Source organism: bacterium, assembly GCA_030647555.1.
In the GTDB taxonomy this organism is placed as follows: Bacteria; Patescibacteriota; Andersenbacteria; order UBA10190; family CAIZMI01; genus CAIZMI01.
In genome coordinates this window covers 1-2825 of the sequence record JAUSJG010000016.1, presented here as the reverse complement: position 1 = coordinate 2825, position 2825 = coordinate 1, and the positions used below count along the sequence as shown (strand labels likewise).

The following is a 2825-nucleotide window of genomic DNA, read 5'->3' as shown; positions in this document are numbered from 1 at the left end:
TATCGGTTTATTTCTTCAAGCATCCAAAGACCACGGTATAGACCTCGCGTCCTCATGGATGATTGGAGATGGCGTAACAGACGTTTTAGCAGGAAAAAAAGCCGGCTGTAAAACCATTCTCCTGGCCAATATAGATGCGACGGAAAATCTAAGAATTATTGAACAACAATTAAAAAACAACGCGCCGGATTATATAATCAAGAAACTCCCAGAAGCGGTGGATTTAATTACTACGTGATTTTATTTTAAAGAGCCAAAGGATGTTTTTGATCAAGATAGGATTCCACCTCCTTCAATTTCTCCAGTGTATCAATACCTTTTGAGTATTCTTCGCACTCGTAACTGTAAAATCCCATACCTCGATTCACAATGTCCGGCAAGAGATCGTGCCCTAAATCATATGGAGTGTTGGGAGGAATATATGAGAGAATTTTCTTTCGCAAGATAAACGTGCCCCGCATTCGATAGGCCTTTGGATACAGTGCTGTGTGCGGTTTGGTATGAATCGCAATATATTTGCCGTCTGCATCAATTTCAGCCACATCGGCATCAGCGTAATCACTTGTCTTTTTCATTCGTTGCATACCTAAAGCCGACGAGGGTTTCTGTTTCCACGCCATGCTCATTTTTCCATAATCCACCAAACTAAACATATCGCCATAAATAAAAAAGAATTCGTCGTGAAGATCTTTTTCAAACTGCTTAATACCACCCGCAGAACCTAATGGCGTAGCTTCAACAAAATAATGAATTTTCACACCCCACGCTTTGCCGTCGCCAAAATAATTTTTAATCACATCGGGCAAATAATGCAAAGTGAAAAAAAACTCGCGCACACCGTGGCTCTTAAATTGCAAAATGTGCTGCTCCAAAAGCGGTTTCCCTTTGATTGGAATCATCACTTTGGGAATATTATCCGTAAGTGGCCTAAGCCTCGTTCCCAAACCTCCGCAAGAAATAACCGCTTGAGTGATCATGTCGCCATTTTAGCATTTTAGGTACCATAGACCAACCAAAACGCAAAGTGTAAAAAAAGAAATGGGGTTATTCCAAATTTGGAATAACCCCTATTGCAAAACTTCTAAGACGCAATGACTGGCTTTACATCACTGTAAACACCACGGATAATCTTCGAGATACCAGCGGCTTCCCGCTCCCAGTTGCGAGCGAAGGATTTTGAATTGCGAAGCACCTCCACGCGCGGGCCATATTTCTCGCGATCCGTGGTGAGAAGCACTTCTTCGCTCTCAAAAACAACCGGGGAAAGCACACGATATTTCTCATACACCGAAAGATGCTTCGCGACGTACGTTCCTGTGCGCGCGATATGGACACCGACCGTTACAAATCCGATTCGCCTAAACCCGTGTTCAAGCGCCAAATCAAAAACGTTCAATAGTTCCTGACAAGTATTGGACGCGGAAAGCTTGCGGTGCCGTTCCCAAGCAATAACAACTGGCATGTAAGCTGTTCCCGATGCCCAAAAATTGAGCCTGGGTAAAATTTTGATGGCAAGCTCTCTACTCATCACTTCACTTTCTGATGACGCATCAATCGACTCCAAATAACTCATGCGCGATCCATAGGCACATACGACAACCGTCGGCTTATATCGATAGATGAGCTCAATGCCCGCTAGCAAGTTCATTTCTCCACCACCGACCATACAAAGTGGATTGTCATCGTCAACAGGAACCCGAACTGGCAGGTGAGCAGACTGTTCGTCGCAAACTTCTAGATCTTCGGTAAGAGCCCATGAATCATCTTCCGAAAGCCGCTGGATTCCACGGCCAAGAATAGCAATCATTTCAAACACACCACACCTTCACTTTCTTTTTGAGATTTAATCTCATTTTTTCAAAACACTAATTAACCTACTATTAGTATCTCACATTTATATTTTTCTGTCAATTATTGACAACACAGTGTTTCTTTGGTATATTTGCTTGTAGTATAGTATTTCGACAAATTAACCGCCATTACTAGGCGCACAATGAAAGGGTAACAATGATAAAAGGCGTAGCTTTCGATATGGAAGGTACTGTTGTTAACGTAGAGCCAGCTCACCATGGAGCATGGATTAGAGCCGCCGAAGAGATTGGGGTCGTACTAGCTAACCCGCAGGAAGCAACTCAAAAGATACCGAACTTCATCGGTGGACCAGATGATGCGATTATTGAACAGATCTTCGCACTCCAGTCCGAAATTCGGCCGACTCTCGTAAAGGACAAGGGGGTTTTTCTAAACAGAAAGTGGCAACATTATGACACCCTAATCAAAACAATGGACTTACGCCCCCGAAAAGGGTTCTGCGAAGTCTACGGTATGTTACGGTGCACAGGCATTCCAGTTACAATCGGAACCGCAGTTGATTTAGATAAGGGCATGGTCCTCCTTCGGCGATCGGGGCTTGACCGTCTCTTTTCCCTTCAGGAAATTGTCATGATAACTGACGTGTCTCGAACTAAACCTGCGCCAGACTGTTTTTTGGAAACAGCACGACGTATGAGGATAGGACCGAACACGCAACTGGTATTCGAGGATTCACCTCGCGGAGTAAAGTCTGGAGTGGCAGCGGGCTCCGTCGTAATCGGAATGCCAACCTACGACAACCCGATCGTAAAACAAAAACTCAATGATGCGGGCGCAAGAGAGATTTATCTCAATTGGGAGGCGATTGACATTGATCAGCTTCTACGCAAATTTTGATCACCTCCCCCACAGAGCCGACCCATGTCGGCTCTTTTTTTTGACTAATTTTTTAATTTCGGGTGCGTCACTATCAAATGCCAAACTATAGCTTGAAAACTCTCGGCTAGAGGGGT

The 2825-nt window shown here is 44.2% G+C and carries 4 protein-coding genes; 2 read left to right on the top strand and 2 right to left on the bottom strand.

The features are described from left to right. Nucleotides 1–238, top strand: a 238-nt coding sequence (locus Q7S57_04345; protein ID MDO8512477.1) for an HAD hydrolase-like protein, incomplete at its 5' end; no start/stop codon positions are given. A gap of 7 nt (nucleotides 239–245) precedes the next feature. Here Q7S57_04345 and Q7S57_04340 read toward each other — a convergent pair. Together Q7S57_04340 and Q7S57_04335 are read right to left on the bottom strand one after the other, a co-directional pair. Continuing rightward, nucleotides 246–977: a nucleotidyltransferase family protein gene (locus Q7S57_04340; GenBank protein MDO8512476.1), complete on the bottom strand. Its 732-nt coding sequence runs from the start codon at nucleotides 975–977 to the stop codon at nucleotides 246–248. Nucleotides 978–1081: 104 nt separating this feature from the next. Continuing rightward, nucleotides 1082–1816: a hypothetical protein gene (locus Q7S57_04335; GenBank protein ID MDO8512475.1), complete on the bottom strand. Its 735-nt coding sequence runs from the start codon at nucleotides 1814–1816 to the stop codon at nucleotides 1082–1084. A gap of 191 nt (nucleotides 1817–2007) precedes the next feature. Between Q7S57_04335 and Q7S57_04330 the strand changes: the two genes are divergently transcribed. Then, nucleotides 2008–2709, top strand: a complete 702-nt coding sequence (locus tag Q7S57_04330; GenBank protein MDO8512474.1) for an HAD family phosphatase — start codon at nucleotides 2008–2010, stop codon at nucleotides 2707–2709. Nucleotides 2710–2825: the final 116 nt, after the last annotated feature.

Bases quoted from the DNA above. Each gene is read 5' to 3' on its own strand.
- Q7S57_04330 (MDO8512474.1), top strand. From the start codon at position 2,008: ATGATAAAAGGCGTAGCTTTCGATATGGAAGGTACTGTTGTTAACGTA.
- Q7S57_04340 (MDO8512476.1), bottom strand. From the start codon at position 977: ATGATCACTCAAGCGGTTATTTCTTGCGGAGGTTTGGGAACGAGGCTT.